Source organism: Mesorhizobium sp. CNPSo 4684 (genome assembly GCF_057784315.1).
On the sequence record NZ_JBWLUX010000043.1, the window covers coordinates 22,390 to 48,550 of the forward strand.

A 26,161-nucleotide genomic window follows, 5' to 3' on the forward strand; every position below is an offset into this window, starting at 1 on the left:
TCGCTGCTGCCTTATCCCGCCCGGGAATCGGGCGGGTTCGACTGCAGCGGACTTATGTTGCAGTGCAGCATATAAGGGATGGCCGAGGCAAGAACACGAACACGGTCGCGTGATCACATGAAATTTTGGTCATAAAAGAAAAGCCTCTCCGCCGTGAGGCGGAGAGGCCATGTTTTTCCGAAATAGGCCTGGAGCCTCAGGCAACAAGCTTCGGCACCGGCCCGACATAGCGCGACTGCGGCCGGATCAGCCGGCCCGTGGTCTGCTGTTCGCGCGCATGCGCGATCCAGCCGGCGACGCGTCCGGCGGCAAAGACATTGCTGAACGCCGCTGGCGGAAAGCCCGCCGCCTCCAGCACCAATGCGGTGTAGAACTCGACATTGGTCTGCAGCGAGCGCTGCGGCTTGGCGATGCGAAGCACCTCGAGCGCGGTCTGCTCGACCTTTTCGGCAAAGGCCAGCCGGCGGCCGGTATCGCCTTCACCGCCAAGTTGCCGCACCACCGCTTTCAGCACATCGGCGCGCGGATCGCGCACGCGGTAGATGCGATGGCCGAAGCCCATAATGCGCTCGCCATGCTGGACTTCGTCGCGCAGCCAGGTGGCGGCATCGCCATGCGCCTGGATTGCATCGAGCATCTCGATCACCGGGCCGGGGGCGCCGCCATGCAGCGGCCCTTTGAGGGCGCCAAGCCCGGCCAGGATAGAAGATGTCAGCCCGGCCTGCGTCGAAGCGACGACGCGGGTAGCAAAAGTCGAGGCATTGAGGCCGTGGTCGCAGACGGTCACCAGATAGGTGTCGAGCGCTTTTGCCAAAGCCGGCGACGGGACCGCCCCCTTGAGCATTCGCAACATGTCGGCTGCATGATCGACCTTGGCGTCCGGTGCGATCGGCCGCTCGCCGCGCTTGAAGCGCAGCAGGGCCGGCGTCAGCACCGTGGGCGCCGCGATCAGCCGCAGGGCGTCCGCCAGCGTCTCGCCGTCCGGCAGCAGCGCCATGCCGGCGCGCATGGCGCTGTAGACGTCAAGCGGCGCCAGAAGCGGCAGCGAAGGTTTGAGCCGCTCGAACACCTCGACGCGAGCTTCGCCCAGTCTTGCCGCCAGTTCCGCATCGCTGGGCAGATCGTCGAAGAAACCGTCTAGCAGCAGGCGAACCACCTGCGCGTAGCGCCACCGGCCGGCCAATTCCGGCAAGGCATGGCCCCTTATCGTCAGATGGCCGCCGAGGCCATCGACATCGGAGAGCACCGTCTCCGCCGCCACCACATCATCGAGCCCGTTCGCCATGTCTCATCTCCTTGCAGCTTTGCTCGGCGAAATATAAAAGTTGACCACGCGCTCATCAATCTTGATCAACATAATCAATATCAGGGGTCAAAATGTCCGAATGGCTGTCGCGGGAAGAGGCGCTGGAAAGGCTCAAGGTCCGGCCGCAGACGCTCTACGCCTATGTCAGCCGTGGCCGCATCGGCATGCGGCCCGACGAGACCGACCCGCGCCGCAGTCAATATCGCCTTGACGACATCGCTGCACTTGCCACCCGGCGCGCGCGCGGCCGCAGTCCGTCGGCCATCGCCGAGAGCGCGATCGCCTGGGGCGAGCCGTCGATCGCAACGGCGATTTCGACTGTTTTGCGCGGTCGCCTCATCTACCGGGGGCAGGATGCCGTCGCGCTGTCCAAATCCGCCACGCTGGAGGAAACCGCCGCTCTGCTCTGGGCCCTGCCCGAACCGGTGGCTTTCAAAACACCATCGTCTGAGGCGCCTCATCCGGCCGGTCGCGCTTCGGCTTTTGCGCAGCTTGCCATGCTTGCAAGCCAGGGGCGGCCGTCGCTTGGACGCAGCGCCGCCTCGCTGTGTACCGAGGCCGCGCACACAATAGGGGCGCTGGCGCAATCGCTAGGAGCCGCGGGCGGCACGGAGCCTACGCATCGGCGTCTGGCGCGGGGCTGGTCGGCGGACGATACCAGCGCGGAAGCGATCCGTTGCGCCCTTGTCCTGCTTGCCGATCATGAACTCAACGCATCGACCTTCACTGCCCGCGTCGCCGCCTCGACCGGGGCCTCGCCCGCCGCATGCCTGCTGGCTGGCCTGGCGACGCTGACCGGCCCGCGCCATGGCGGCGCCGGCGAAGCGGTGATGCAACTGGCGGAGGATGCGGCTCGGCATGGCGCCGAGGCGGCGACCCGGCGCTGGCTCGGCCACGACCGGCCCTTGCCGGCATTCGGCCATCCGCTCTATCCCGATGGCGACCCCCGTGCCACCGCACTTCTTGCAGTTATTCCAGTCGACGAGACGCTGCAGCAGCTGCAAAAAGCTGCCATTGCCGCGACCGGCACGCACCCGAACATCGATTTCGCCCTGGCCGCGCTGACGCGCAGTTTCGGCCTGCCGCGCGATGCGCCATTCCAGCTGTTTGCGCTTGGGCGTAGCGTCGGCTGGGCCGCGCATACGGTCGAGCAGATCGTGAGCGGCGGCATCATCAGGCCGCGCGGCCGCTATGAAGGGTCTTTGACCTGAGCAATTCCAGGAAAAGTGTGAAGCGGTTTCCGTCCGGAATTGCGTAAAATAGAACCCCCTCAGCCCGACCTGAAAGTGCTCCCGAACCGCGCACGGTACGCGACGGGCGTCGTGGCGAACTGCTGACGAAAATGATGCCGCAACGTGCCTGCCGCGCCGAAGCCGGCAGTCTCGGCAATCCGCTCGATCGGCATGGCGGTGTCTTCCAGCAGCGTGCGCGCCCGCGAAAGCCGTTCCGAGAGCAGCCAGCGCGCCGGCGTAACGCCGGTTGCGGCCGCGAACCGGCGCAGAAATGTCCGCTCGCTCATCCCGGCTAGTTCGGCCAGGACGGCGACGGGATAGTCGGCCGAAATATTGGCGCGCATTCTGTCGATCAAAGGCCCGAGCCGGCTGCGCTCATGTGGCTCGGGAACGGAACTCTCTACATATTGCGCCTGACCGCCGTCGCGGTGCGGCGGCACCACCAGACGACGCGCCACCATGTTTGCCGCTTTGGTACCGAAGTCGCGCCGCACCAGATGCAGGCAAAGGTCGATGCCCGCGGCACTGCCGGCCGATGTCAGGACCTTTCCCTCATCGATGTACAAAACATCTGGAACCACGGTGATGTCTGGGTACATCTCCGTCAGCTTATCGCTATAGCGCCAATGCGTTGTCGCCCTTTTGCCGGCAAGCAGGCCCGCGGCGGCAAGCACGAACACGCCCGAGCAGATCGAAAGAATGCGGGCGCCGCGCTCGTTCGCCTTGCGAAGCGCCTTGATCAGCGCCGGCGGCACCGGCGCCTCCGATCCGCGCCAGCCAGGCACGATCACCGTGTCGGCCTGGCCGATCAGATCAGCCCCGCCGTCAGCAACGATGCGCACACCGCCCAGCGCGCGCATTTCGCCGGCATCGATCCCGGCAACGGCAAAACGGTACCAATCCGTTCCCATTTCCGGCCTGGGCAAGGCGAAGATCTCAACCGCCACGCCAAACTCGAACGTGCACAGACCGTCATAGGCAATGGCAACGACGAGAGGGTTCGCAGGGCGCGGATTGGCGGAAGGCATATTTGGCATGATCTTGACGATATATGGCAAAGCTGCCAGCTGCAATCGCTCTGCTTCCTGCTTTATCTCCAACGCATCAGCAATGGAGATACGCGAATGAGCTACGTGACAGACATTCCGGCGGCATCGCCGGAAATCACCCGGGACCATTTCCTGCGCCGGCTTTCCGTCGAGACCGACTGTTCCGACGTCGCCGCGGCGCTGCGCAGCGGCGATCAAGATTTTGTCCTTTTGCATGTGGTGGGTTCGCCGGAAGCCTATGAACGCCGGCACGTGCCGGGCGCGCTGCGTCTGCCGCACCGCGAAATATCGGCCGAACGGATGGCAGAGTGGCCGGTAGAGACGCTGTTCGTCGTCTATTGCGCGGGACCGCATTGCAATGGCGCGGATCGGGCCGCCTTCAAGCTGGCCGGCCTTGGTCGTCCCGTGAAGATCATGATCGGCGGCATAACCGGTTGGCAGGACGAGGAACTCCCCTTCACTTCCGGCAAGGAGCCAGGCGTCTTGCACGCATGAGCCTTGGTTCAGCACCAGAGCGGCTCATCGTTTCACGGAACCGCCGAACCATTCTATCTCTTTGTTTGAGCATGATCTTTTCCTAAAACCGGATTCCACTTTTCGGGATCATGCTCTAGGCTGGCGCGGGAGCGTGTACGCGATATGGTCGACCTTGCAGACAAGCGAAGGCAGGCAGATGGCGGCGATTATGGTCCGTCCGTTCGGACGGCAGGATGTTGGCGCGGTGCTCGCGCTTATGCGGGCGCTGGCCATCTTCGAGGGCTATGACGACAAGTTCCGCCTCACCGAAGCGGACCTTGTCGAACACGGGCTGGGGCCATCGCCCCGGTTCGGCGTGCTCGTGGCAGAGCGAGAGAGCGTGATCGTCGGCATCGCCGTCCACTACATTATCCCGTGGACCTACGACCTGAAGCCGGTTGTCTGGCTCAAGGAACTCTACGTCGCCGAGGCAGCGCGCGGCATGGCGGTCGGCCATGCGCTTGTTGAACAGCTTCGCCAATACGCCGCCGGCATCGGCGCGTCCGCGATCAAATGGACGGTGCTGAAATCCAACATGCCGGCGAAGGCCTTCTACCGCTCACTCAGCGGGCAGCCCGACGATATCTGGGAACCGTGGCAGCTGAAAATCGACCCGTGAGGGCAAGGCCGCCTCAACCAATCGAGGCGGCCGACCATGCGGCGGTCGCTTACGACATCGTGTCGAGCTTGCGCTGCATGGCGGCGATCTGTTCCTTCAACTCCTGAAGGTCGTCGCCGCCCTTTTCCGGCGCTTCCTTGCGGGCCGGCTCGGGCGCAGCCGCGGCAGTGCCATTCGAGGCGGCTGGCGGGAACGGCGTGAACAGGCGCATGGCGTTCTGGAACATTTCCATGTTGCGCCGCGTCTGCTCTTCCAGCGCCTTGATCGGCGTGGCGATCTTCATCACATCCAGCGGCGACTTGCCGATGGCGCCCTTCATCTGCTCGCGAAAGCGCTCCTGCTCTTTGGAGAAGGCGATCATCGATTGTTCGAGGAAGCTCGGCACGATCATCTGCATCTGGTCGCCATAGAAGGCGATCAGCTGACGCAGGAACGGGATCGGCAGCATGTTCTGCCCGTCCTTGTTCTCCAGCTCGAAGATGATCTGGGTCAGCACCGGATGGGTGATGTCGTCGCCGGTCTTGGCGTCCTGCACCGTGAACTCCTCGCCCTTCTTGACCATTTCGGCCAGGTCCTCGAGCGTCACATACGTGCTGGTGCCGGTGTTGTAGAGCCGGCGGTTGGCATATTTCTTGATAATGATTGGGTCGTCTTTCGCGGCCATCAGCATCCTCCCGGGACACCGGCGTGCCTGAGTAAGCCGCCGGTAACGATTGCGCCATTTTTAAGGATATCCGCAAAAGCTCCATAATTCCAAGCGGTTTGTGCAGTGCGGCATCATTTAATGCTGCATGGCAGGCAAAATATGCTGCGCAGCAAAGGCCCGGGGACCGCGCTGGCCGCTCGTGCCCTGCTTGCGGCGCATGGCCGGCATGCCCATTTCCGGTTTGACTTGGGGTGTGGAACGGGCAAGAAAAGTCCCAACAACACTAGAGAACACGACCTCGAAGTCTGGAGAGAAACATGTCCGCTGCCAATTCAATCGTTGTCGCCAGCGCCGCGCGCACCGCTGTCGGCTCCTTCAACGGCGCCTTCGCCGCCACCCCGGCGCATGAGCTTGGCGCGGTCGTCATCAAGGAGCTTTTGTCGCGCGCCGGTGTCGAGCCGGGCGAAGTCGATGAGGTCATTCTTGGCCAGGTGCTAACGGCAGCCCAGGGCCAGAACCCCGCCCGCCAGGCTTCGATCAATGCCGGCCTGCCCAAGGAGACCACCGCCTGGGGGCTCAACCAGGTTTGCGGCTCGGGCTTGCGCGCCATCGCACTCGGCATGCAGCAGATCGCCACCGGCGACGCCAAGGTGATCATCGCCGGCGGCCAGGAATCGATGTCGCTGTCGCCGCACGCCGAGCACCTGCGCGCCGGCGTCAAGATGGGCGACTACAAGATGATCGACACAATGATCAAGGACGGCCTGTGGGACGCCTTCAATGGCTACCACATGGGCAACACCGCCGAGAACGTCGCCCGCCAGTTCCAGATCACCCGTGACGACCAGGACCAGTTCGCGCTGGCCTCGCAGAACAAGGCTGAAGCAGCACAGAAGGCCGGCAAGTTCAAGGACGAGATCGTCGCCGTCACCATCAAGGGCAGGAAGGGCGACACTGTCGTCGACCAGGACGAATACATCCGCCACGGCGCCACCATTGACGCCATGACCAAGCTGAAGCCGGCCTTCGACAAGGACGGCACGGTGACCGCCGCCAACGCGTCCGGCATCAATGACGGCGCTGCCGGCGCGCTGCTGATGACCGAGGCCGAAGCATCGCGGCGCGGCATCACCCCGCTGGTGCGCATCGCGTCATGGGCGACTGCCGGCGTCGATCCGGCGATCATGGGCACCGGACCTATTCCCGCTTCGAAGCGGGCGCTGGAGAAGGCCGGCTGGTCGGTCAAGGATCTCGACCTTGTCGAGGCCAATGAAGCCTTCGCCGCACAGGCCTGTGCCGTCAACAAGGGCATGGGCTGGGATACGTCGATCGTCAACGTCAATGGCGGGGCGATTGCCATCGGCCATCCAATCGGCGCCTCCGGCGCGCGCGTCTTCAACACGCTGGTTTTCGAAATGCACCGCCGCGGCGCCAAGAAAGGCCTCGCCACGCTCTGCATCGGCGGCGGCATGGGCGTCGCCTTGTGCGTGGAAGCGCTGTAAGAACGAGACAAGGTATCGACGGACAATCGAGTGGGGAAAGAGGAATACCCACTCGAACATGCGATCAACTTTAATGCCTGGGAGGATACATGACCAAAGTAGCGCTCGTCACCGGTGGATCGCGCGGCATCGGCGCCGCCATTTCGATCGGTCTGAAGAATGCGGGTTACACGGTTGCCGCCAACTATGCCGGCAATGACGAGGCTGCGGGGAAGTTCAGCGGGGAAACCGGCATCAAGACCTACAAATGGTCGGTCGCCGACTACGATGCCTGCGCCGCCGGGATCAAACAGGTAGAGGCCGACCTCGGCCCGGTCTCGGTGCTGGTCAACAATGCCGGCATCACCCGTGACGCCATGTTCCACAAACTGACGCGCGAGCAGTGGAAAGAAGTCATCGACACCAACCTCTCCGGCGTCTTCAACATGACGCATCCGCTGTGGGGCGGCATGCGCGACCGCAAGTTCGGCCGCGTCATCACCATCTCCTCGATCAACGGCCAGAAGGGCCAGGCCGGCCAGGTCAACTATTCCGCCGCCAAGGCCGGCGACATCGGCTTCTCCAAGGCGCTTGCCCAGGAAGGCGCTCGCGCGGGCATCACCGTCAACGTCATCTGCCCCGGCTACATCGCCACCGAGATGGTCAAAGCGATCGACGAGAAGGTGCTCAACGAGCGCATCCTGCCGCAGATCCCGGTTGGCCGCCTCGGCGAACCGGAAGAGATCGCGCGCTGCGTCGTCTTCCTCGCCTCCGAGGACGCCGGCTTCATCACCGGCTCGACCATCACCGCCAATGGCGGCCAGTACTTCGCCTGATACTTCGACCGCTGCAAATCCTTGCAGCCGGCACGATGTGAGCCCCCCGATCTGAGGCCAGCCGCCTGACGTCGTCAGGCGGCGTGTTTCAGGTTCGGTTTTTCAGCAGGCTTGGCACGATCGAAAAATCCCGGCTTGCCTGCGGGCGCCGGCAGCCGCGCGAGCAGCGCCCGGCTGAGCCCCGACAGTTTCAGCGCGATGCGGCGCTTCAGGAACGGGCTGAGGTTCACCACCGAAAGCGCCAGATTGCGCACGAACCGCCTCACCGGATTTCGCGCAAGCGCCATCCCGGTCATCCGGCCCGCAAGGTCGAGGACCTCCTGCGCCGCCGGCCGGCGCAGCGTCTCGTAGTGGTCGAGTTCGGCCTCCGAGCGCGCACCGTTCACCACATCGCCCAGCAACTGGCCGAGCACAACCGCATCGATGATGCCGGTATTCATGCCCTGCCCACCTGCGGGACTGTGGACATGCGCGGCATCGCCCATCAGGAACAGCCGATCCTTGCGATATGCCCTGACCAGGCGGTGATGCACCCGGAAACGCGAACTCCACGTCAGGTCGAGCACGCGGGCCCTCGTCGTGGTTGGCCCACGGCTATCGAGCAATGCCTGGATGTCGACGACATCAGGCTTTTCTGGAGCGTCCTCCATTGTCGCGACCACACGGTATGATCCATCCGGCAGCGGCGCCACCACGACCAGTCCCGCCGATGCGAAAAACAGCGACACTTCGGTCGGTCCGACCGGCCAGTCGAGTCGAACGTCGGCCAGCACAAAGGAACCGTCATAGGCCTCGCCGTCGAACTCGATGCCGGTCGATTTGCGCACGAGGCTTTGCATGCCGTCGGCGCCGACGACGTAGCGTGCCGATATGAGTTTTTCGCTGCCATGCTCCACCACTGTTACCCGAGCGCCGTCCCTGTCTTGAACGACCGCCACGGCCTCGACTTCGCGATGAATGACGCCGCCCAAGGTTGCGATCCGTTCGGCGAACACCTGCTCGGTCAGGTTCTGAGGCAGCATCATCAGGTAGGGATATCTTGATGGAAGCTTGCCGAAATCGAGTTTGAGCAGCGCCCGGTTCCGGTCGCGGATGGCGAAATTCTCGAGCTTCACCGAAAGCTCGCTCAGCCGCTGCGTGACGCCCAACGGCTCAAGCGATTCCAGCGTCTGCGCATGTATGACACCGGCGCGCGAGGTCTGCAGGCCGTGCGCCAATTTGTCGATCAGCACATGATCGACGCCGGCTTGATGCAGCGCGATGGACAGCGCCAGGCCGGTCGGGCCGGCGCCAATGATCAGGACTTCCGTTGTCTCGGGCAGCATTTCCCCATCTCCATTTATCAACAATCGTTGACTTTCTAATGAGCCCGGTTGCATTTGTCAACAGGTGTTGGCATATGCATGTTCATGACCGAGAATCACCCGAAAAAAATCACCAAGTCGGACCGCACACGGGCCCAGATCCTCGAAGCTGCGCGCCGCCTTTTCGCCGAGGGCGGCTATGACGGGGTATCCATTCGGGATGTCGCCGCGCAGGCTTCGATCGATCCAGCCATGGTGATCCGCTATTTCCACAGCAAGGATGAGCTGTTCGCCAGGGCGGCGGTCGTCGACCTGAAACTGCCCGATCAGCGGACCGACCCGGCTATGATCGGCGACACGCTGATCAGGCGCTTTCTCGTAAACTGGGAAGGTCCGGCCAACGGGCCCGGCATGATAATCCTGCTGCGCTCGGCTGCGTCGAACGAGCACGCGGCCGAGAAGGTCCGGGACGTCTTTGCCAACCAGGTGAGGCCGATGGTTGCGTCGATAGGCGACCCAGCCGACGCCGGACGGCGCGCCGGGCTGGTTGCCAGCCAGTTGCTGGGCCTGGCGACGTGCCGATATCTGTTGCGGCTTGCGCCCGTCGTGGCCCTATCGCATGAGGAAATCATCCGAAATGTCGGACCGGTTTTGCAACGTTATGCAACAGGCCACGACGCGGGTTGACCGTCGGTCACCGAGAGTGCTGTCGTGGCGATTGCCCCGTTCCGGCACGCAAAGATTAACGGGGTCCGCCTGGCCTGTGCGAAACCCGCTTCAAAAGCTGTGAATTCTCGGTGGGCAAGCTGTGGATAACACAACATATTGGGGTGAACAAATCGGGAAAACCCGCCCATCGCTGATTCGTCTCCGATTCGTTCCGGCTTTGACCGAAACGTTAATGGCGAAGGCCGAAAAGCTCTGCCAAATGGTTAAAGCTGGTTAAGAAAAGACAATAATTTCATAACCTTGGCCAACGACCGCTGAGCAGTGGCCATTCTTCGCCGGCGAAGGTTAATGGCAAAGCCCGCCCTGCATGAATCGGGCCAGTTCAATGGATTCAGCATGTGGTGAGACTCCCGGTCGCAAAATCCACATGTAGCCGTGAACAAAAGCTGAATCTGCTGGAGTCACTGATTCGTAGCCGATTCGTTCCAGACTCGTTCCAACTGTTAATCGGGAGCCAATCCGGACCTCGAACGAGACTCCCGAACTGACGGCCGGAACATTCCGCTTTCGCTTCGCGCCCGAAATCCCTATGTGTCGCCTGTCATACGCGCCATGCGAGGCGCGCTCCCGACAACACGATGCAGAAAGCCTCATTTCCAGGCCGATGAACATCCAGCCGAAACACACCCAGCCACTGATCCTGTCGGGCCGCGACGTGACCGCCGTGCTGGGTCCGACCAACACCGGTAAGACCCATCTCGCCATCGAGCGCATGGTCGCGCATGAGAGTGGCATCATCGGCCTGCCGCTGCGGCTGCTGGCGCGAGAAGTCTACGCCCGCGTCTGCGAAAAAGTCGGCGCTCACAAGGTGGCGCTGATCACCGGCGAGGAAAAAATCCAGCCGCCCGGCGCGAAATATTCGGTCTGCACCGTCGAGGCCATGCCGCGCGAGACCGACGCCGCCTTCGTCGCCATCGACGAGGTGCAGCTTGCCGGCGACCTCGAACGCGGCCACATCTTCACCGATCGCATCCTGCACCTGCGCGGCCGCCAGGAAACGCTGCTGCTTGGTGCCGCCACCATGCATGGCATCCTGCAGCGCCTGCTGAAGGGCGTTTCGGTGGTGACGCGGCCGCGGCTGTCGCACCTCGCCTATGCCGGCTCGAAGAAATTGACCCGCCTGCCGCGTCGCACCGCCATCGTCGCCTTCTCCGCCGACGAGGTCTACGCCATCGGCGAACTGATCCGCCGCCAGCAGGGCGGCGCTGCCGTCGTGCTCGGCGCCCTCAGCCCACGCACCCGCAACGCCCAGGTGGCAATGTTCCAGGCGGGCGACGTCGACTATCTCGTTGCCACCGACGCCATCGGCATGGGTCTCAACCTCGATCTCGACCATGTCGCCTTTGCCCAGAACCGCAAATTCGACGGCTACCAGTACCGCAATCTGACGGCGGCTGAGCTCGGCCAGATTGCCGGCCGCGCCGGCCGGCATTTGCGTGACGGCACATTCGGCGTCACCGGCCAGGTCGATCCGCTGGACGAGGAACTGGTCAAGCGCATCGAGGGTCATGAGTTCGACCCGGTGAAGGTGCTGCAATGGCGCACCGCGCATTTCGATTTTGCCAGCCTCGACGCACTGAAGCGTTCGATCGAGATCAACGCCCCGGTCGACGGGCTGACGCGGGCGCTGCCGGCGGTCGATGCGCAGGCGCTCGAGCATCTCTCCCGCGACGAGGACATCCGCGCGCTCGCCACCAACGCCAAGCGCGTGGCGCTGCTGTGGGAAGCCTGCGCCCTGCCCGACTACCGCAAGATCGCGCCGGCCCAGCACTCCGACCTCATCGCCTCGATCTACACGGACCTCGCCAAACACGGCCATGTCGACGAGAACTACATGGCCGAGCAGGTGCGCCGGGCCGACACGACCGAAGGCGATATCGATACGCTGTCGCACCGCATTGCCCAGATCCGCACCTGGACATTCGTGTCCAACCGGCCCGGCTGGCTGGCCGATCAGGCACACTGGCAGGAAAAGACGCGCGAAATCGAAGACAGATTGTCGGATGCGCTGCATGAGCGGTTGACGAAACGGTTTGTAGACCGCAGGACTTCCGTCCTCATGCGGCGCCTTAGAGAAAATACAATGCCTGAAGCCGAAATCAGTCCTACCGGAACCGTCCTTGTCGAAGGCCATCATGTCGGCGAGTTGCAAGGGTTCCGCTTCACCGCCGACCAGAGCGCCGGCGGCGAAGACGCCAAGGCCGTGCGTACGGCAGCGCAAAAGGCGCTGGCCGCCGAGTTCGAGGCGCGCGCCGAACGCTTCGGCGCCTGCGCCAATGGCGACCTGGCGCTCGGCTCCGACGGCACGCTGCGCTGGATCGGCGCGCCGATCGGCACGCTGGTTGCCGGCGAGGACGCGCTGAAGCCGCGCCTCGTGCTTTTGGCCGACGAGCAGCTGACCGGCCCCGCCCGCGACAAGGTTGCTGCGCGCGCCGAGCGTTTCGTCAATTTCCAGATCGAGTCGCTGCTGAAGCCGCTGGTCGACTTGAAGAATGCCGAGCAGATCACCGGCATCGGCCGTGGCATCGCCTTCCAGCTCGTCGAGCATTTCGGCCTCATCAACCGCCGCGACATCGCCGAAGAGATGAAGTCGCTCGACCAGGAGGGACGCGCTGCCCTGCGCCGGCTCGGTGTGCGTTTTGGCGCCTACCACGTCTTCGTGCCGGCGCTGATCAAGCCTGCACCCGCCGGCCTGATTACGCTTTTGTGGGCGCTGAAGAATGACGGCAAGGACAAGCCCGGCTTCGGCGACGTGGTGCACGCGCTGGCCTCCGGCCGCACCTCGGTGGTCATCGACCCGGCTTTCGACAAGACCTTCTACAAGCTCGCCGGCTACCGCAATCTCGGCCGCCGCGCCGTGCGCATCGACATTCTGGAACGGCTGGCCGACCTGATCCGCCCCGCGACCAACTGGAAGCCCGGCCTCGGCCAGCGCCCGGATGGCGCCTATGACGGCCAGTCCTTCATGGTGACGCCGCCGATGATGTCGATCCTCGGCGCCACCGCCGACGACATGGAAGAGATCCTGAAGGGTCTCGGCTACCGCGCCGAGCCGAAGCCGCCTGCAGAGGTGAAGGCGCGGCTGGAAGCGCAGGACAATGCGGCGCGGGAAGCGGCTGCGGCAAAGCTGGCGGAAGCGGCTGCAAAGGCCGCGGCGGAAGCCGCCGCAGCGGATGCTGTCACCGAAGCACCGGCCGAGGGTGCGGAGCCGGATGCGGCTGTTGAAGCTACCGCCGCAGAAGTTACGTCAGAGAATACCGCAGAGTCCGTCGCCCAACCGGCAGCGGCTGTTTCTGAAGATCAAATCGAAGCTCCCGCGGAAATCGCTGAAGGAGTCCCGCCCGTTACAGAAGCTGTTGCCGACGTCACCGTCGCCGAAAGCGCCGACGCCCTTACCTCTCCCTCGATGGGGGAGGTCGCGGCGCGAAGCGACGCGGGTGGGGGTGACGGCGCTGACGAAGCAGGTCGTGCTGACGCCGCCGACGCTGGAGATGCAACTGACGACGCCGGCGCTGCCCCCACCCCGGCGCTGCGCGCCGACCCTCCCCACGAGGGGGAGAGTGGGACTGGCGAAGCCGCGCCAGAGGCTGAAGAGCCAAAACCGATCCTGTTGTGGCGGCAGGGCCGTTTCGAGCAGCGCCCGCGTCATCGCCACGAAAACCGCAGAGACAATCGCCCGCGCAACGGCCAGGCAGCCCGAACCGATGCGCCTGCCGACGCTGCTGGCGGACAGCCGGCACCGGGCGGGCGGCCGGCCTATCAGGGCCGGCGCGACCAGCGCGACGGTGCCGCCAAGCCGCGCTTCGACCGCTCGAAGTTCAAGCCCAAGCCGCAGGCCGAAGGCGAACAGCGCCGCGATGGCAAGCCGCCAGGCGAGCGTCCTCGCGAAGGCCGGCCGGATTGGAAAGGCGGCAGGCCGGAGGGCAAAGGCGGCTCACAAGGCGGCAAGCCGGCCTTCCAGGCCAAGCCGCGCGAGGAACGTCCGGTGCGTTTCGATCCAGACTCGCCCTTCGCCAAGCTCGCCGCCTTGCGCGACCAGCTGAAGAAGTAGGCACGGCACGGTTCGATGGTTGCTGAGGGTCGCCAGCGCATCGACAAATGGCTGTTCTTCTCGCGTGCGGTCAAATCGCGCTCGCTGGCGGCCAAGCTGGTGGTCGCCGGACGCGTCCGCATCAATAGCGACAAAGCAGCGCAGGCGTCGGATCTGGTCAAAGCCGGCGATGTTTTGACCATCACGCACGAGCGCCGCATCTTCGTCTGGAAGGTGCTTGGCACCGGGACGCGGCGCGGCCCGGCCGAGGAAGCCCGCACGCTCTACGAGGACATGTCACCGCCGCCGGCGCCGAAAGGTGAGGCTGTTGCCGATGCCATTCCCCCGCTGCGCGAGGCCGGCAGCGGCCGGCCGACCAAGAAAGAGCGCAGACAAACCGACCGCCTGTTCGGTGAAGACTGAAGCCTTGGCGCTCTTCGCCATGCCCGCGATCTGGAATTCCATTTCGGAAGCGCCGGTCCCGCCAGGCATGGCCGCCCTTGCAAGCGGCAGGCAAAGGCGTTACCTCACCAAAAAAGCCTGACTAGAACGGGACGTCCCGGAGCCGACCAATGACCTATGTCGTGACCGACAACTGCATCAAATGCAAGTACATGGACTGCATCGAGGTCTGTCCGGTCGACTGCTTCTACGAAGGCGAGAACATGCTCGTCATACATCCCGACGAGTGCATCGACTGCGGCGTCTGCGAACCGGAATGCCCGGCCGATGCGATCAAGCCCGACACCGAGCCGGGTCTCGACAAGTGGCTGCAGGTCAACACCGAATACGCCGAGAAGTGGCCCAACATCACCGCCAAGAAGGAGCCTCCGGCAGACGCCAAGACCTTCGACGGCGAGGCCGGCAAGTTCGAGAAATATTTCTCCGCTGAGCCAGGCGAAGGCGACTGATGCTACGGCCGACTCGGCCGTCATAACGCAGCGTAACGCGCACCATACATCAACGGCCTTGACAGGCGGTGATGTCGCTCGACCTTCGCGTTTGCAGCAAAACCTTGATTCTTCCTACTTTTTGTGCTACATCTGCTGAAACATGCCGGTGACACAACGTCGATTTATGGCGCAAGCGCCCCAAATCACTGAAAGGTGAACTCCCCAATCGGACCAGAGCAATCTGGGCTAGGCAGTCGCTATGTACGCGGTTTGCCGGTCCCGGCTTTTTCCGATGGGTTCATCTGTTGTGCGGCTAACGATCGGCGTCCCCGATCGCACGCGTTCGGACCGGCAGGCCGCCGGTGCCACAACAAGGAGTTCAGGGCGTAATGGCAACGATCACCCCGCAGAAGAAGTCCACCGCGGCACGTCACGGTTTCAAGACCGGCGAGTACATCGTCTATCCGGCGCACGGCGTCGGCCAGATCGTCTCGATCGACGAGCAGGAAGTTGCGGGCCACAAGCTGGAACTGTTCGTCATCGACTTCCAGAAGGACAAGATGCGGCTGAAAGTGCCGGTCGCCAAGGCGACCTCCATCGGCATGCGCAAGCTGTCGGAGGAGGATTATGTCGAGCGCGCGCTGAAGGTCGTGCAGGGCCGCGCCCGGGTCAAGCGCACCATGTGGTCGCGCCGCGCCCAGGAATATGATGCCAAGATCAATTCGGGCGATCTGATCTCGATCTCGGAAGTCGTGCGCGACCTCTACCGCGCCGACAACCAGCCGGAGCAGTCCTATTCCGAGCGTCAGCTCTATGAGGCGGCACTCGACCGCATGGCCCGTGAGATCGCCGCGGTCAATCGCATGTCGGAAACCGAAGCCGTGCGCCTGATCGAGGTCAACCTCAACAAGGGCCCTAAGCGCGGCGCCAAGGCCGACAATGAGGAATCCGAACAGGAAGAAGCTGCCTGATCGCTTTCACATTTGAATTCATGAAAAACCCGGCCTCGCGCCGGGTTTTTTGTTCTTGGGCCTGAGGTGCGGCACGGCCCCCCACCCGGACCTTCGGTCCGACCTCCCCACAAGGGGGAGGTAGAGGGCTCAGCCGCCGGCTTCCTTCGCCGCTTCCTGCTTCAGTGTTGCGATAAAGCGCTTCGTCCGTTCGCGCTCCGGATTGCTGAACACCACGGCGGACGGCCCCTTCTCGACGACCACGCCAGCGTCGAGAAACACCACTTCTTGAGCGATCTTCGAGGCGAGGCGCAGGTCGTGCGTCGCCATCACCATGGTCGTGCCTTCGCTGGCGAGTTTACCCAGCACGTCGACCACTTCCTGTGCCAGTTCAGGATCGAGCGCCGAGGTCGGCTCGTCGCAGAGCAGCACCTTGGGCGACGGCGCCAGCGCGCGGGCAATCGCCACGCGCTGCTGTTGGCCGCCCGACAGAGTCGCCGGCCATGCATCGGCCTTGTGCGCCATCCCCACCTTCTCGAGCAGCGCCAGCGCCCGCTCACGCGCCTTTGCCGTTGGCCATTTCAGCACCGTCACCAGCCCCTCCATGACGTTCTCGATGGCGGTACGGTGCGGGAACAGCTGGAAATTCTGGAACACCATGCCGGTCTGCAGCCGCAGGCGCTGGATGTCCCGGCTGGGGATCTTGATGCCGGGACGGAATTCCAGCGTCTCGTCGCCGATGCGCACCATGCCCGAGGTCGGGATCTCCAGGAGGTTGATGCAGCGCAGCAGCGTGCTCTTTCCCCCGCCGGACGGACCGACCAGCGCGGTGACGCTGCCTTCGGCAATGGTGACCGTTACGCCCTTCAGCACGAGATTGTCGCCGAAGCGCTTTTCGATGTCGGTGAGGCCGATCATGAGCGCGCCTCCAGGAAGCCGCCGTAACGGTTGAGCCGTTCCTCCAGCCGCGTCTGCAGGGCAGACAGCACCGAGCTCATTGCCAGATAGAGGATCGCCGCCTCGACATACAGGATCAGCGGCTCATAGGTGGTGGCGACGATGCGCTGCGCTGCCTGGAACATTTCCGGCACGGTGATGGCCGCAGCCAGCGACGTATCCTTGACCAGCGAGATGAAGGTGTTGGAGAGCGGCGGCACCGCGACCCGGCCGGCTTGCGGCAGAATGGTGCGCCGCATCGCCTGGCTCCAGGTCATCCCGATCGAATAGGCTGCCTCCCACTGGCCCTTCGGCACAGAGCCGATCACGGCGCGGATGATTTCGGAACTGTAGGCGCCGATGTTGAGGGTGAAGCCGATCAGCGCCGCCGGAAAGGCATCGAGCAATATGCCGACCGAGGGCAGGCCGTAGAAGATCAGGAACAGCTGCACCAGAAGCGGCGTGCCGCGAAAGATCCAGACATAGAAGCGGACTACGGCGACCAGCGGCTTCGGCCCGAACAGCCGCACCAAGGCGACAACCAGGCCTACGAACAGGCCGAGCGCAAACGACAGCAGAGTCAGCGGCACGGTGAAGATCAGCGCCGCCCACAACAGTGTCGGCAACGAGTCCAGCATCAGTTGCAGCCAGTGCGGCACGAGCGGCTCCTCTCCTTGCAAATGCCGTCTAGACCGGTCCGGCAGTGCAATTGTGCGATTGTCATATCATGCGAAAAACGGCGAGCCGTCAAAGACGGCCCGCCGCTATTGTGTCGTTGCCGGCAAACCGCCGGGAGACCTTCGTTACTGCGAAACGTCCTGGCCGAAATAGGTGTCGGCGATCTTCTTGTAGGTGCCGTCGGCCTTGATGTCGGCCAGCGCCTTGTTGATCGCGGCCACTAGCTCCGGATCGCCCTTGCGCACGATGACGCCGGAATAGTCGGCGTTTTCTTCCTGCGCGGCGATCTTCACATTGGCGTCGGGCTTGTGCTTCTTGAAGTCGAGGAAGGACAGGCTGTCATTGATGGTGGCATCGGCGCGACCGGTGAGCAAAAGCTGGATCGACTGGTCGAAGCCGTCAGTGCCAACCAGCTCGGCGCCATTGGTCTCGGCGAGCTTGCCGAAATTCGAGGTCAGCGACTGCGCCGCCTTCTTGCCCTTGAGATCGGCAAAGGTCTTGATGTCGGTGTTGTCGCCGCGCACGATCAGCACCGCCTTGGAAGCGATGTACGGATCGGAGAAGTCGTACTTGGCCTTGCGTGCGTCGGTGATGCCGACCTCGTTGATGACGGCGTCGTAGCGGTTGGCGTCGAGACCGGCGATCAGCCCGTCCCATTTGCCTTCGAGGAACTCGACTTTCACGCCAAGCTTGTCGCCGATCGCCTTGGCGATCTCGACGTCGAAGCCAACCAGCGCGCCGGCATCATTATGGTAGGTGAAGGGTGCGTAGGTGCCTTCGGTGCCAACCTTGATGGTGCCGGCCTGCTTGATCTGGTCGAGGTTGGCGCCGGCATGGCCGGCTGTGACAGCCAGAACCTGCAGCGTTCCGGCGACGATGAGCGAATTGAGCCATTTCATTTTTCTGTGATCCCGTCCTTGGCCGGTGTCCGGCGCTTGTGAGAGCCGGAAACTGACAGATAGAGAGCCGCAAAATAAGGAACCAGATTTCAAAAAAATGGCGATCCAGAAATCAGATTCTCAGAGTAACTCAGATTGGTGCCGATCGCCCCGTTTTTTGTGCTGTCGGCGCGCCCTGTCGGATAGCATAAAACAACCACCATCGGCGGCGGAACCAATCCCCGGTGTGGCACGTTCATGCCCTGTTGTAGGGCGCTGCGTTTCCATTTCAAGAACCCTAGCTGCGCCAGACCCAAAGCAATTCCAGGAAAAGTGGGAAACCGGTTTTCCGTCCGGGATTGCGTCAAGATAGAGCCAGCGGCCGCCAGGCCGTCCGAAAATGTCCGGGAGCAGGAGCGCGGCATGATCGAAGACACGGCAGGACGGACCATAGTCCGCGCGGCGATGAAGGCCCCCTATCTCGAGCGCGACGAGGAACATGTTCTCGCCTTGCGCTGGAAGGAAGACCAGGACCAGCAGGCGCTGCACCAGATCACCGTCGCGCATATGCGGCTGGTCATCTCCATGGCCTCGAAATTCCGCCACTACGGACTGCCGCTCGGCGATCTGGTCCAGGAAGGCCATGTCGGGCTGCTGGAAGCGGCGGCGCGCTTCGAGCCGGAGCGCGAGGTGCGCTTCTCGACCTATGCGACCTGGTGGATCCGCGCCTCGATGCAGGACTACATCCTGCGCAACTGGTCGATCGTGCGCGGCGGCACCTCTTCGGCACAAAAGGCGCTGTTCTTCAATCTGCGGCGCTTGCGCGCCCGGCTGGCCAATGGCGCCGAGCCGATCTCCAATGCCACGCTCTATCGCGAAGTCTCGGTAGCGCTCGGCGTCTCCGAGGCCGACGTGGCGATGATGGATTCCAGGCTCTCCGCGCCTGACTCCTCGCTCAATGCGCCGCTCGCCGACGACAGCGGCACCACCGAGCGCATGGACTTCCTGATTTCGGACGATCCGCTGCCGGACGAAGTCGCCAGCGACACCATCGATTTCGAACGCCGCCTGCTCTGGCTGAGAGCAGCGCTTGGCGCGCTCAATGCCCGCGAACTAAGGATCATCGAGGAACGCCGGCTGACCGACGAGGGCGCTACGCTGGAAGCGCTCGGCGAGACGCTCGGCATTTCCAAGGAGCGTGTCCGCCAGATCGAGGCCCGCGCCATGGAAAAGCTGAAGGTCGCGCTGGTCAAGCAGAACCCGGAATTTCAGACGCAGGCAGCCTGAAATTCCCGGTTGGCAGCAGTATTAAGATATTTTCCGATCAGCATATAAGACCAGCACATCAGATTTCCTCGCCTCTCATTCGCAGATTGTGAATTCTTTAACAGACCTGCTGAGCTGCAGGGTGTCTGTTGGGGTTCACCAGATCATAGCGGATGAGGATTTTGCCATGTCGCGACTCTGCGTGTTTCTTGCAGCTTTGATCCTTGTGACCCTGACGACTTTCGAGGCTAGTGCCGATCGAAAGGTTGCTTTTGTGATCGGCAATTCCAAATACCGGGAGCTTCCGGCGCTCAAGAACCCGGACAAGGACGCCGGAGACATCGCAAACACGTTCCGGACGGCCGGCTTCGACGTTTTCGTCGCCAAGGATTTGACCAGGCTTCAGTTCGAGGTGCGCTTCCGCACCTATCTCGCGGCGGCCGACGGCGCTGATCTCACCGTGGTCTATTATTCGGGTCACGGCTTCCAGATCGGCGGCGAGAACTTTCTCATCCCGGTCGACGCCACGCTTAAGGATGCCGCCGACGTGGAAGTCCAGGCAATCAAGCTCGACGACATGTTGCAGCAGTTGCGCTCGAAATCGAAAATCCAGGTGATCATCCTCGACGCCTGCCGCAACAATCCTTTTCCGCGTAAGAACTATTGGCTTCGCGACCAGCTGATCGTCGCCAGCAGTAGCGGGTTGGCGCAGGTGAAGGGGTCTGAGAACGCGCTGATCGCCTTTGCCACCGAGCCGGGAGCCGTTGCCTATGACGGGAGCGGCAATCTCAGCCCATTTTCCTCCGCCTTCTCCCGTCGTGCGTTGGCGCCGAACCAGGAGATCAGGGCGGTCATGGCTGCTGTGCGCCGCGACGTCGTCAAGGCAACCGATGGCAAGCAGGTTCCATGGGAGAATTCCTCGCTTCTCGACGATGTCTTTCTGATGCCCCGCGCCAACCGCCCGGCGCTGCCGCCGGTGCTGGAGAAAATCGTGCCGTCCGGCATCGGGCCAGTCGCGCTGGATCTGCCGGCGCCGGTAGACGTCGATGGTGGCGCGGTCAGCGTCAGCATCGAAAGCCTGCCGGCACTCGGACGGCTGACGCTTGATGGCAAGCCCTTGGCCAGGGGCGAAAGGATCGAGGGCACCGACCTGCCGCGTCTGCGCATGGACGCCCCCGAATTGGCGGGTTGGCAGGAACAGGTGGATACGCTTGCCTACACCACGCACAACGAGTGGGGTGGCGAATCCCAAGGCGTTCTGTTGTTGCGGATCAGAAACGGCGCGGGCGCCGAGGCCAAGCAACTCATGGCCTCAATCGCCGCCGAGCAAAAGCAGGCGGTGGTTGAGCGCGGCATTCGTATCGCCGGCGCCGCCGAAGCGATCGAAAACCGCGACATCGAAATCCCCGTCGGCGTCGGCCCGATTCCGCTCAAGCTGGATTTCCCGGCCAAGGACCCGTCGATCACCGTGAAGCTTGCAAGCTATCCGGCAACCGGGACACTGTCCCTGCCGGACCGCATCCTGTCGCCTCAATCGAGCCTGATGGCCGACGATGTCGACAAATTGCGCTACGAGCCGCAGATCGGTTCCGCAACGCCGGTCGAGATCGGCTTTCAGATCCGTGCCGACAACGCATCGAAGCAGGCGACGCTGAAACTGTCCCCAAGCGTCGATCCCTGCGATCGAGCGGCGGGCGAACCTCTCGACCTGCAAGGCATTGTCCCGGGCCGGCTGGCGAACGAGATTGGCGACGACGCGGTTGAGCTCTGCCAGGCCTCGGTGAAGGCCTATCCGGAGATTGCCCGCTTCCGTTACCAACTCGGACGGGCGTTGCTGGCCTCGGGCAAGGTCAATGAGGCCAGGCAGGCAATCCAGCAGGCCGCCGACAAGGGATACGTCCGCGCGGTTTTCACGCTCGGTTCCATCGTCTCGTCGGGAATAGGGACGGCCGCGGATCCCGAACAGGCTAACCGCTTCTATTCAGACGCATCCGAAAAGGGTGACCCCTACGCCATGACCGCGTGGGGACGCACCCTGTTCAATGGCAGAGGCGTCCAGCGTGATGCCGCCAAGGGATTGGACTTGCTGCTCAAATCCGCGGCGATGGGGCATATCGATGCCATGAACGATCTCGCGTCGATCTTCATGGAAGGTCGCAATGGTGTTCCGGCTGATCCGGACCGTGCGCTCGCCTTCTTCAGGGCCGGGATGGAGCGGCAAGAGATGTATTCCCTGGGTGTTCTCAGCACACCGAAGCGGGTCGCCTTGGCGATCCCGGCGTGCAAGGTCCGGCCCCCGAAAATCATCACGAAAATAAAGGTAGTTCCCATACCCGCGCCAAGACCGAAGGCCCCGAAACCCGAGCCGCAAACCGGCCGGGTATCGTGGGCCGGCAACAACGGTGATGGTTCCGAGCACCGTTCTGCAAATCCCGGTGGTGGCGAGAACACCAGTAGCGAAGGCACCGATGGCGACAGCGGTACCGGTAGCGGTACCGACACTGACACCGACAGCAACCTCTGAGCGTACAGTGACCGCAGCCCTGCTTCGCACGGCAGGCCCCACCGAAGCCGGGCTGCGCTACTTGTCCGTGACGATCTTGACCTTGTCGCCGGCCGAAACCGAGGCGCCCGGCGACATCGCGTTGAGCACCCTGAACAGATCGAGCTTGCGGTCGACGCCGACCATTTGCGCCGAAAGCGAGCCCATGGTCTGGCCGGCCTGAACGGTGACGACGCGGATGTGCAGTGGCTTCAGCGCCGCCTTTTCAGCCGCACTCAGGATGCGGAACGAGCCGCTGACCGAGCGCGCCACCGGATCGAGTGTGGTGCTTGCCGAGGGCGCCGCCGTCAACAGCCGGTAGACCTGGCCGCCGGCACGGATTACCGCAATGTCGAACTGCCACCCATCGGCGCCGGCATGCGCGGTCGCCGCCTCATTGCCGTTGATCGTCTCCTGGCGCACGCTGGTCTCGTCGAGACCGGCCACCCAGCCGCTTCTGATATAGTCGGTGAGCGCACGATCCTTGTCGATCGACACGCCGTCGAAGCGGATCGCCATGTCGCCCGGCCCGGTCGCCGTCACCGCTGCGGCCGTATTGTCGATGATGAAACCGTCCGGCACGGTGAACGATACGCCGAGCCCCGGATGCAGGAAGGTCTGGCCGCGCACATAACCTTCTTCCGGCGTGTCGCCGTAGAGCAGGCCGTCAATGCCTGCCAGGAAGGAATCGCGGTCGCGCGTGCCGACGCCCGGCGCACCGAACTGGCGGGCGTGGCGCTGCGCCAGATCGATGCGCTGCGGCGTGTTGGGGTGCGTGGCCAGGAAGTCGAGGCTGGCATCGGTGGCGCCGCTGATCGAGCGGAAATCGGTATAGGCCGACATCGACTGCAGGAAGCGGCCGGCGGCATAGGGATCGTAGCCGGCTTCGCCGATTGACTTGATGCCGATGGCGTCGGCCTCCAACTCCTGGTTGCGCGAGAACTGCGCCAGCCTGAGCTTGCCGCGGATCAATGCCGCCTTGGCGGTCGGGCTGTCGCCGAGCACATCGGAAACCACCTTGGTCGCCAGTCCTTCCTCGGCCTCGAGCTGCTGGCGCTGCAAGCCGTGATTGGCGGTGACGTGACCCATCTCATGCGCGATGACGGCGGCGAGTTCGGCCGAATCATTGGCCAGCGCCAAGAGGCCGCGGGTGACGTAGAGATAGCCGCCCGGCAGCGCGAAGGCGTTGACGTTGGGCGAATTGAGGATGGTGATGCGATAGGTCTGGGTCGGATTGGCCGACACCACGGTCAGGCTGCCGACGACCTTGGCCACCATGCGCTCGAGCTTGGGGTCGGAATATTCCCCGCCATAGGTGGCGAGGATGCGCGGATGCTGCGCCTTTGCGAGTTCGGCGAGCTTGCTGTTGGCGGCGACATTGTCGACGGTGATCGGCTTGTCGGACGGCTGGAAGCCGGATTCCTGCACTTCCGGAGGCGTGAACATCTGGCAACTGGCCAGCGCCACGGCAAGGCCGGCCAGCGCGAGGAAGCGCGCCAGCGGCCTGCGTCTCAAAGTGTCAGTGCCGGTCGACAGCACGGCGTCCCTTCAGCTCTCGGCGCATGACCTGGACCCAAGGGTCCGCGCCAGCGAAAATCGAATTTTTCGGTGGCAATCCTGCACAAATCAAAAAAACCTACAGCGTTTTACACACCCGGATGGATGCGGCGCTGTAGGGGGCAAATCACGGCTCGTGCCGGACCAATACTGGCCGGACCTAGCCACATCAGTTGGACCATGGCAAGCAAGCGCCACATCACCTGTAGCCGGTTTGGTCGTAAATTATGTCCGCTTCCGGGCAATATCGCGTGATCCGCCCGAACTTGCGCCGATATAGCGCCGAAACGCTTCAGGACCAGTGCCGTCGAAAAAATCGGCGGCAGATCCCGTTGAGGCAACCCTGCCATTGTCCAGAAAAACCATCTGCTCTCCGATGCGGCGCGCGTCTTCCGGCTGATGCGTGACGAACAACACCGTCATCGCCCGCTCGGCATGGACGCCGACCACGAGGTCGAGCATGTCGTCGCGCAGTGCGGGCCCAAGCGAGGCGAACGGCTCGTCAAGCAACAGCACCGGCCGGTCGCGCACCAGCACGCGGGCGAGCGCCACACGCTGCCTTTCGCCGCCGGAGAGTTCTCGCGGCAGGCGCTTTTCCTTGCCGGCAAGGCCGACACGGCTCAGGGCCTCGGCGATTGCGGCGCGGTCGGTTTGCGTCAGACTAAGCGACGGCGAGCGGCCGAGCCCGACATTCTTCTCGACAGAGAGATGGGCAAACAGATTGTTTTCCTGGAACACCATCGACACCGGTCGAGCCGATGGCGCGGAAGCGCCGACATCGGCACCGCCGATCAGAACGCGGCCGGATTGCGGCGTCTCGAAGCCGGCCACCAGGTTGAGCAGGGTCGATTTTCCCGAACCGCTCGCCCCCATGATGGCGGTGATTTTCGAGGCGGCGAATTCGACATCGAACAGGAACGGCGCCTCGCCATAGCTGAACGACACCTTGTCTAGCCGCACGACCGCGCCTTTTTCCATGGCGGAAGTCACGATCTTTCTCCTCGTCCCAACCAATCCGCGGCGACCACCAGAGCCAGGCAGACCGCCCCGAGCAGCAAAGCCAGCCCGGCGGCGTCGGCTGTGCGGTAGCTGCCCATGCGCGCCAAGAGGAGATAGGGCAATGTCTGCACTGAATCGCTGCCGAACAGCGCGATGACGCCGAGATCGCCGAGCGACAGCGCCATGGCGAAGGCAAAGCCGGTGGCCAGCGGCCGCCGCAGCGACGGCCAGTCGACCAGCCGCAGCCGGCTCCAGCCCGAAATGCCGAGCTGTGCGCACAGCTTTTCATGGCGTTCGCTTGCCGCATCATAGGCCGGACGCATCGCACGGATGGCGAAGGGCATCGCCATCACCGCGTTGACGGTGACGACCATGACGGGCGCGATGGCAAAGACGTCGCTGATCGTGCGCAGCAGGAGAAACCAACCGGCGCCGACGACGATAGGCGGCACGACGAGGACAAAACCGGCGCCGGTGTCGGTGGCATGTTCGAGCAGCGGGCGAGCGCCGCCACGGCGGTGTAGGGACAGCGCCCGGCGCGCCATGATCAGCGACAGCGACAGCGCCACCGAAAGCAACGCCGCCAGCAGGCCGAGAATGGCGCTGGTCAGCGTCGCCTGGCGCACCGCGCTCTCGCCGGCCAGCCGGCTGAGATCGGCGCCAAGGCCTGAAGTGACGGTTGCCGCCATCGGCCCGGCGACGAACAGCAAGGCGAACACGATCAGGGTGGCGTTGAGCGCCGTTTCAGTTGTGCCGGCCGAGAGGTAGCGGCGCGGCGCCACGGGCAGGTTGGCGTCGCCAGTCACATTGGCGCCAAGCCGCGTCAGCGCCAGTACAACGGCGAAGGTCAGCGCGATCTGCAGCACCGTCAGCGTCACAGCACGCGCGGGATCGAAGTCGAAGCGCAGCGCTTGGTAGATGGCGACCTCCAGCGTCGTCGCCGCCGGCCCGCCGCCGAGGATGAGCACGATGGTGAAGGAGGTGATGCAAAGCATGAAGACAAGGCCGGCGACGCCCGGCAGAGCCGATCGCAGCACCGGCCATTCGATCAACCTGAAGGCTGGTCTCGCCCCCATGCCGAGCTGGCTTGCCAGCCGCCATTGATCGGCAGGCACAGTGCCCAGTGCCTCAAGGAACAGCCGTGTTGCCAGCGGCAGATTGAAGAAGACATGAGCGACGAGGATGCCCGACAGGCCATAGATATCGGGCCAGCTTTGGCCACCGGTCGCGGCGAAGTAGCCGGCCCGGCCATAGAGCGCCAGTATGCCCAGCGCCGCGACAATGGCCGGCAGTGCCAGCGGCACGGTGAACAGTTGCAGGATGAAACCGCGGCCCAAGAAGCGCGGATGCCGCGACAGAGCACGCGCCACGAACAGCGCCGGCACGACGGAAAGCAGCGTCGAAAGGACTGCCTGCCAGAGCGTGAAGCGGACGACGCGCAGGAGATAGAGATCGAAGGCGGACGCAGCACCGCGGAGATCGTGCGCGCCTTCGAGGATGAGGCCGGCAAAGGCGCCGCCGATCAGCAGCGCGATTGCCGCGAGCGCGACAATGCCGGCGGTGACGCGGGGGTCGCTGGGACGGGGTGTTGGCATTCCGCCTAACCAAACACACGGGATAGCGTGAATAGGACGGAAGCATTATCCGCGTCGAGTTCCCGCCCACCCCCCTCTGGCCTGCCGGCCATCTCCCCCGCAAGGGGGGAGATTAGCAG

Annotated in this window: 22 protein-coding genes; 12 read left to right on the plus strand and 10 right to left on the minus strand. The window is 63.7% G+C overall.

The annotated features are described in order from the left end of the window. Positions 1-196: 196 nt before the first annotated feature. Positions 197-1,285: a citrate synthase/methylcitrate synthase gene (locus AC04SG_RS29070; RefSeq protein WP_488553857.1), complete on the minus strand. Its 1,089-nt coding sequence runs from the start codon at positions 1,283-1,285 to the stop codon at positions 197-199. A gap of 92 nt (positions 1,286-1,377) precedes the next feature. On the opposite strand from AC04SG_RS29070, the gene AC04SG_RS29075 reads away from it, so the two are divergent. After that, positions 1,378-2,517 (plus strand): citrate/2-methylcitrate synthase, encoded by a 1,140-nt coding sequence (locus AC04SG_RS29075; protein WP_488553858.1) that lies wholly within the window; start codon positions 1,378-1,380, stop codon positions 2,515-2,517. Positions 2,518-2,576: 59 nt separating this feature from the next. Here the strand turns inward: AC04SG_RS29075 and ftrA are convergent, their stop codons facing one another. After that, positions 2,577-3,575 carry a transcriptional regulator FtrA gene (gene ftrA / locus AC04SG_RS29080; RefSeq protein WP_488553870.1) on the minus strand — a complete coding sequence of 333 codons (999 nt, stop codon included), beginning with the start codon at positions 3,573-3,575 and terminating at the stop codon, positions 2,577-2,579. Positions 3,576-3,662: 87 nt separating this feature from the next. On the opposite strand from ftrA, the gene AC04SG_RS29085 reads away from it, so the two are divergent. Both AC04SG_RS29085 and AC04SG_RS29090 read left to right on the plus strand, forming a co-directional pair. Then, positions 3,663-4,082 carry a rhodanese-like domain-containing protein gene (locus tag AC04SG_RS29085; RefSeq protein ID WP_192247550.1) on the plus strand — a complete coding sequence of 140 codons (420 nt, stop codon included), beginning with the start codon at positions 3,663-3,665 and terminating at the stop codon, positions 4,080-4,082. Between the two features lie 133 nt (positions 4,083-4,215). Continuing rightward, positions 4,216-4,722: a GNAT family N-acetyltransferase gene (locus tag AC04SG_RS29090; protein WP_488553859.1), complete on the plus strand. Its 507-nt coding sequence runs from the start codon at positions 4,216-4,218 to the stop codon at positions 4,720-4,722. A gap of 49 nt (positions 4,723-4,771) precedes the next feature. Here the strand turns inward: AC04SG_RS29090 and phaR are convergent, their stop codons facing one another. Beyond that, positions 4,772-5,386 carry a polyhydroxyalkanoate synthesis repressor PhaR gene (phaR, locus tag AC04SG_RS29095; protein WP_488553860.1) on the minus strand — a complete coding sequence of 205 codons (615 nt, stop codon included), beginning with the start codon at positions 5,384-5,386 and terminating at the stop codon, positions 4,772-4,774. A gap of 299 nt (positions 5,387-5,685) precedes the next feature. On the opposite strand from phaR, the gene AC04SG_RS29100 reads away from it, so the two are divergent. Both AC04SG_RS29100 and phbB read left to right on the plus strand, forming a co-directional pair. Then, positions 5,686-6,870 (plus strand): acetyl-CoA C-acetyltransferase, encoded by a 1,185-nt coding sequence (locus AC04SG_RS29100; RefSeq protein ID WP_488553861.1) that lies wholly within the window; start codon positions 5,686-5,688, stop codon positions 6,868-6,870. Positions 6,871-6,959: 89 nt separating this feature from the next. After that, positions 6,960-7,685 (plus strand): acetoacetyl-CoA reductase, encoded by a 726-nt coding sequence (phbB, locus tag AC04SG_RS29105; protein ID WP_203280765.1) that lies wholly within the window; start codon positions 6,960-6,962, stop codon positions 7,683-7,685. A gap of 74 nt (positions 7,686-7,759) precedes the next feature. Here phbB and AC04SG_RS29110 read toward each other — a convergent pair whose 3' ends face one another. Then, positions 7,760-9,010 carry an FAD-dependent oxidoreductase gene (locus tag AC04SG_RS29110; RefSeq protein WP_488553862.1) on the minus strand — a complete coding sequence of 417 codons (1,251 nt, stop codon included), beginning with the start codon at positions 9,008-9,010 and terminating at the stop codon, positions 7,760-7,762. A 78-nt stretch (positions 9,011-9,088) separates the two neighbouring features. On the opposite strand from AC04SG_RS29110, the gene AC04SG_RS29115 reads away from it, so the two are divergent. The 5 genes from AC04SG_RS29115 (at position 9,089) to AC04SG_RS29135 (ending at position 15,612) form a co-directional block, all read left to right on the plus strand. Continuing rightward, the gene (locus tag AC04SG_RS29115) at positions 9,089-9,676 is read left to right on the plus strand and encodes a TetR/AcrR family transcriptional regulator (protein WP_488553863.1); all 588 of its coding nucleotides are present in this window, start codon (positions 9,089-9,091) and stop codon (positions 9,674-9,676) included. Positions 9,677-10,322: 646 nt separating this feature from the next. Beyond that, positions 10,323-13,769 carry a helicase-related protein gene (locus AC04SG_RS29120; RefSeq protein ID WP_488553864.1) on the plus strand — a complete coding sequence of 1,149 codons (3,447 nt, stop codon included), beginning with the start codon at positions 10,323-10,325 and terminating at the stop codon, positions 13,767-13,769. A gap of 15 nt (positions 13,770-13,784) precedes the next feature. Further along, positions 13,785-14,171 carry an RNA-binding S4 domain-containing protein gene (locus AC04SG_RS29125; protein WP_488553865.1) on the plus strand — a complete coding sequence of 129 codons (387 nt, stop codon included), beginning with the start codon at positions 13,785-13,787 and terminating at the stop codon, positions 14,169-14,171. 149 nt (positions 14,172-14,320) lie between these two features. Then, complete coding sequence (gene fdxA, locus AC04SG_RS29130; protein ID WP_027031582.1) at positions 14,321-14,659, plus strand: ferredoxin FdxA; 339 nt, start codon at positions 14,321-14,323, stop codon at positions 14,657-14,659. A 371-nt stretch (positions 14,660-15,030) separates the two neighbouring features. Continuing rightward, the gene (locus AC04SG_RS29135) at positions 15,031-15,612 is read left to right on the plus strand and encodes a CarD family transcriptional regulator (protein WP_112559634.1); all 582 of its coding nucleotides are present in this window, start codon (positions 15,031-15,033) and stop codon (positions 15,610-15,612) included. 129 nt (positions 15,613-15,741) lie between these two features. Here the strand turns inward: AC04SG_RS29135 and AC04SG_RS29140 are convergent, their stop codons facing one another. From AC04SG_RS29140 to AC04SG_RS29150, 3 genes are all read right to left on the minus strand, one after another. Beyond that, on the minus strand, positions 15,742-16,509 hold the full coding sequence (locus tag AC04SG_RS29140; protein WP_488553866.1) for an amino acid ABC transporter ATP-binding protein: 768 nt from the start codon (positions 16,507-16,509) through the stop codon (positions 15,742-15,744). Further along, on the minus strand, positions 16,506-17,186 hold the full coding sequence (locus tag AC04SG_RS29145) for an amino acid ABC transporter permease (protein WP_192247526.1): 681 nt from the start codon (positions 17,184-17,186) through the stop codon (positions 16,506-16,508). The genes AC04SG_RS29140 and AC04SG_RS29145 overlap by 4 nt, the downstream gene beginning before the upstream one ends. Positions 17,187-17,330: 144 nt before the next feature. After that, entirely contained in the window at positions 17,331-18,104 is a 774-nt protein-coding gene (locus AC04SG_RS29150) for an amino acid ABC transporter substrate-binding protein (protein ID WP_192247523.1), read from the minus strand. Between the two features lie 402 nt (positions 18,105-18,506). On the opposite strand from AC04SG_RS29150, the gene AC04SG_RS29155 reads away from it, so the two are divergent. After that, positions 18,507-19,370 (plus strand): RNA polymerase factor sigma-32, encoded by an 864-nt coding sequence (locus AC04SG_RS29155; protein WP_488553867.1) that lies wholly within the window; start codon positions 18,507-18,509, stop codon positions 19,368-19,370. A gap of 166 nt (positions 19,371-19,536) precedes the next feature. After that, complete coding sequence (locus AC04SG_RS29160; protein WP_488553868.1) at positions 19,537-21,873, plus strand: caspase family protein; 2,337 nt, start codon at positions 19,537-19,539, stop codon at positions 21,871-21,873. A gap of 57 nt (positions 21,874-21,930) precedes the next feature. Here the strand turns inward: AC04SG_RS29160 and AC04SG_RS29165 are convergent, their stop codons facing one another. The 3 genes from AC04SG_RS29165 to thiP all read right to left on the minus strand — a co-directional run bounded on the left by AC04SG_RS29165 (position 21,931) and on the right by thiP (position 26,042). After that, on the minus strand, positions 21,931-23,337 hold the full coding sequence (locus tag AC04SG_RS29165; RefSeq protein WP_246750080.1) for a M48 family metalloprotease: 1,407 nt from the start codon (positions 23,335-23,337) through the stop codon (positions 21,931-21,933). A 336-nt stretch (positions 23,338-23,673) separates the two neighbouring features. Beyond that, positions 23,674-24,426, minus strand: coding sequence for a thiamine ABC transporter ATP-binding protein (gene thiQ, locus AC04SG_RS29170; protein ID WP_488553871.1), 753 nt, complete (start codon positions 24,424-24,426; stop codon positions 23,674-23,676). A gap of 8 nt (positions 24,427-24,434) precedes the next feature. Next, the gene (gene thiP / locus AC04SG_RS29175) at positions 24,435-26,042 is read right to left on the minus strand and encodes a thiamine/thiamine pyrophosphate ABC transporter permease (protein ID WP_488553869.1); all 1,608 of its coding nucleotides are present in this window, start codon (positions 26,040-26,042) and stop codon (positions 24,435-24,437) included. Positions 26,043-26,161: the final 119 nt, after the last annotated feature.

Bases quoted from the DNA above. Each gene is read 5' to 3' on its own strand.
- AC04SG_RS29150 (WP_192247523.1), bottom strand. From the start codon at position 18,104: ATGAAATGGCTCAATTCGCTCATCGTCGCCGGAACGCTGCAGGTTCTG.
- AC04SG_RS29155 (WP_488553867.1), top strand. From the start codon at position 18,507: ATGATCGAAGACACGGCAGGACGGACCATAGTCCGCGCGGCGATGAAG.
- AC04SG_RS29070 (WP_488553857.1), bottom strand. From the start codon at position 1,285: ATGGCGAACGGGCTCGATGATGTGGTGGCGGCGGAGACGGTGCTCTCC.
- phbB (WP_203280765.1), top strand. From the start codon at position 6,960: ATGACCAAAGTAGCGCTCGTCACCGGTGGATCGCGCGGCATCGGCGCC.
- ftrA (WP_488553870.1), bottom strand. From the start codon at position 3,575: ATGCCAAATATGCCTTCCGCCAATCCGCGCCCTGCGAACCCTCTCGTC.
- thiP (WP_488553869.1), bottom strand. From the start codon at position 26,042: ATGCCAACACCCCGTCCCAGCGACCCCCGCGTCACCGCCGGCATTGTC.
- AC04SG_RS29075 (WP_488553858.1), top strand. From the start codon at position 1,378: ATGTCCGAATGGCTGTCGCGGGAAGAGGCGCTGGAAAGGCTCAAGGTC.
- AC04SG_RS29135 (WP_112559634.1), top strand. From the start codon at position 15,031: ATGGCAACGATCACCCCGCAGAAGAAGTCCACCGCGGCACGTCACGGT.
- AC04SG_RS29100 (WP_488553861.1), top strand. From the start codon at position 5,686: ATGTCCGCTGCCAATTCAATCGTTGTCGCCAGCGCCGCGCGCACCGCT.
- fdxA (WP_027031582.1), top strand. From the start codon at position 14,321: ATGACCTATGTCGTGACCGACAACTGCATCAAATGCAAGTACATGGAC.
- AC04SG_RS29120 (WP_488553864.1), top strand. From the start codon at position 10,323: ATGAACATCCAGCCGAAACACACCCAGCCACTGATCCTGTCGGGCCGC.
- AC04SG_RS29125 (WP_488553865.1), top strand. From the start codon at position 13,785: ATGGTTGCTGAGGGTCGCCAGCGCATCGACAAATGGCTGTTCTTCTCG.
- AC04SG_RS29140 (WP_488553866.1), bottom strand. From the start codon at position 16,509: ATGATCGGCCTCACCGACATCGAAAAGCGCTTCGGCGACAATCTCGTG.
- AC04SG_RS29165 (WP_246750080.1), bottom strand. From the start codon at position 23,337: ATGTTCACGCCTCCGGAAGTGCAGGAATCCGGCTTCCAGCCGTCCGAC.
- AC04SG_RS29160 (WP_488553868.1), top strand. From the start codon at position 19,537: ATGTCGCGACTCTGCGTGTTTCTTGCAGCTTTGATCCTTGTGACCCTG.
- AC04SG_RS29110 (WP_488553862.1), bottom strand. From the start codon at position 9,010: ATGCTGCCCGAGACAACGGAAGTCCTGATCATTGGCGCCGGCCCGACC.
- AC04SG_RS29085 (WP_192247550.1), top strand. From the start codon at position 3,663: ATGAGCTACGTGACAGACATTCCGGCGGCATCGCCGGAAATCACCCGG.
- AC04SG_RS29115 (WP_488553863.1), top strand. From the start codon at position 9,089: ATGTTCATGACCGAGAATCACCCGAAAAAAATCACCAAGTCGGACCGC.
- phaR (WP_488553860.1), bottom strand. From the start codon at position 5,386: ATGGCCGCGAAAGACGACCCAATCATTATCAAGAAATATGCCAACCGC.
- thiQ (WP_488553871.1), bottom strand. From the start codon at position 24,426: ATGGAAAAAGGCGCGGTCGTGCGGCTAGACAAGGTGTCGTTCAGCTAT.